The following is a 2,757-nucleotide window of genomic DNA, read 5'->3' as shown; positions in this document are numbered from 1 at the left end:
GAAAAAAAGAAAGAGATATAGATGATGATGACGATTATAAACCACCAATGTGGCATGATGAATTATCAGAACCTACAAAAAGACAAATTCTAAGACAAAAAAATAATAATCAAAAGAAATCCGAAAGAACAGAGTTTTTAGAAACTTACACTAAACATATAAAAAATTATTTATTAGATTTGCTAGATGAATTAAGAGTGCTTGAAGAAAGTGCTATTAATAGATTAAGAAATAGAAAAAGAATATCTGAAGTAGTTGAGGAAATAGAGTTAATTAAAAATTATTTAGATGTTTTTGAAGAATGGAAATATAGATACATATTAAAAAATTATACAAATATAGATTATTTTGATAGTATGCTTGAAATAAGAGGAATAAAAACAAAAGATGTTATTGATTTATTTAACGTTCTAATAGAACAATTAAACCATAAAGAATTAATAATAACTAAAGAACTTATAGAAAATTGGATAGTTGAAGTAGCTCATGGAGATGAATACGGATTTAATATTTATGGGGATCGTTCTGAAGAAGAAATAAAAAATATGATAAAATTTGAAGATATTCCAGAAGAACAGTTATTATCGAAAACAGGAAAGGTTTTAACTGGAGGAGCATTAGAATCAAGATTACATAAAATAGCAAAAGAATTTAAAAAGTTAATTTCTTATAAAAATAAAATTATTGGATAATATACTATAAAAAATAAAGATTTCATAATTAAAATAATAGAAGTTTTAAAGAATAAAAAGTCAAGTTTTTAACGTTAAAAACTTGACTTTTTATTTTGACTTTAGTAAAATATGCTTAGGAGGTGATATTATGAATATCGCAACTCAAGTACGAGAATATATAGAAAAATTAGAAGAAGGAAGCATTTTTAAATATAATAATTTAAGTAATATATCTGATAATAAAATGGCTATAGCAAAAATACTTAGCCGACTTACGAAAAATAAAAAAATAAATAGAATAGAAAAAGGAGTGTTTTATAAGGCAAAAAAAACACGTTTTGGAAAATTAAAACCTGAAATAGAAGAAATTATAAAGGCAGAAGTTAAAAATGACAGAAAAATAACTGGCTATATATCAGGAATATTATCATATAATAAACTTGGCTTAACAACTCAAATTCCTAATGTAATAGAAATTGTAACAGAAAAAAGAAAACCTAGCAAAACTATAGGTGGATTTAAAATAAAATATATACAGGGTTATATGAAGTTCACTAAAACAAATATAAAATATCTTCAAATATTAGATGCTTTGAAAGATATAAAAAATATTCCAGATTCTAATATAGAGAATAATTACAAAATATTAAAAGAACAGATAAGAAATCTTGAAAATAAAGAAAAATTACTATTATTATCACTAGAATATACACCCCAGGTAAGAGCTCTTACAGGAGCAATATTATCTGAAATCTCAAGTTTAGATTTAAGTGCTATAGAAAAATCTCTTAATGAATTAACTAAATTTGATCTTGGAATTCAAAAAATAAAAAATAAAAAGAGGTGGAATATAAAATAATGAACTTACATGAAAATAAAGAAGATTTTAAAGATCTAATACAACTAACAGCAACTCATTTTAAAACTTTGCCTGTATATGTAGAGAAGGACTATTGGGTAACTTATGTCCTTAAAAATTTATTTACTTCTGAATATAAAGATAAGGTAATCTTCAAAGGGGGAACATCTCTTTCAAAGGCTTACTCACTTATTGAGAGGTTTTCTGAGGATATTGATTTGCAATTGCTTAATTTCGTAGGATCTGAACATAAAAAAAAGATCCTAATGAAAGAGATAGAAACTATTGCAACAAAAGGACTTGTGTATCAACCTAATCATTCAAGGGAGAGTAAAAGAGGAAATATAAGAAAAACAGTCTATAAATACGAGAAGGCTTTTGAAGGAGAGTTTTTTCAAGCAAGTGATGATTTTATATTTGAAATAAACGGAATGTCCATACCTGAACCTTGGGAAAGCAAAGAGATAATATCAGAGATCGCTAAATTTTTATTAAATACTGAGCAAGAAAATGCAATCACAGAATTTGGATTAGAATCTTTTGAAGTTGTAGTGTTAAATAAAGAAAGAACTTTTGTAGAAAAAATTTTTGCAGTATTAGATTATTCTTTTGAAGATAATTATACAGTAGAATTAGAAAATAAAATAAGACATATTTATGATATACATAAACTATATAATGATGAAAAAATAAAAGAATTTTTTGATAGTGATAATTTCTTTGATTTAGCGAATAAAGTAGTAGTAGAAAATGATTTCTTTGGAAAGAGAAAAGATACTGATTATAGCAAATCAAGATTTTTTTCTAAAGATATTATAAGCCCACTTAAAAAAACATATGAAACTACTTTCTCCAAATTTGTATATAGTACTCTTCCTGAATTTAATAATGTTAAAGAAGATTTAAAAATCGTAGTTGATAAAGTAAGAATCTGGGAAAAAGAAAAGCGTATTAAATGATAAATGCTTGATTTTTTGATAGTGTGAAAGATTTTATATAGGCCTCGCGTCGGGTTTTTTGTCCCTGGCACCAAATTTGCAACTTTCTCAATAAAATCAATGGCTACTTACTAGGGTAGCTTTTTTTATTCTCAATTATATAATTTAAGCTCATAAACATTTTTTAATCCTAAATTTTAATTTCTTCAAAATTTAGAGTTCTGATAAGATCTAGTTTAAACAAGCATATAAAACTTAAAGTTATTCAAGTATAATATTAATTTTT

The 2,757-nt window shown here is 24.7% G+C and carries 3 protein-coding genes; all 3 read left to right on the top strand.

Annotated elements, in window-relative coordinates:
• The coding region (locus tag Q0V09_RS10315; RefSeq protein WP_297489285.1) for a hypothetical protein at window positions 1-692 on the top strand (692 nt) is incomplete at its 5' end.
• Window positions 693-822: 130 nt separating this feature from the next.
• Complete coding sequence (locus tag Q0V09_RS10310) at window positions 823-1,533, top strand: DUF6088 family protein (protein ID WP_297407263.1); 711 nt, start codon at window positions 823-825, stop codon at window positions 1,531-1,533.
• Complete coding sequence (locus tag Q0V09_RS10305) at window positions 1,533-2,492, top strand: nucleotidyl transferase AbiEii/AbiGii toxin family protein (RefSeq protein WP_297407265.1); 960 nt, start codon at window positions 1,533-1,535, stop codon at window positions 2,490-2,492. The genes Q0V09_RS10310 and Q0V09_RS10305 overlap by 1 nt, the downstream gene beginning before the upstream one ends.
• Window positions 2,493-2,757 lie beyond the last annotated feature (265 nt).

The sequence above is a fragment of the uncultured Cetobacterium sp. genome, assembly GCF_947039425.1.
Taxonomy (GTDB): Bacteria; Fusobacteriota; Fusobacteriia; order Fusobacteriales; family Fusobacteriaceae; genus Cetobacterium_A.
This window is presented reverse-complemented; position numbering and strand designations above follow the sequence as displayed.

Bases quoted from the DNA above. Each gene is read 5' to 3' on its own strand.
- Q0V09_RS10310 (WP_297407263.1), top strand. From the start codon at position 823: ATGAATATCGCAACTCAAGTACGAGAATATATAGAAAAATTAGAAGAA.
- Q0V09_RS10305 (WP_297407265.1), top strand. From the start codon at position 1,533: ATGAACTTACATGAAAATAAAGAAGATTTTAAAGATCTAATACAACTA.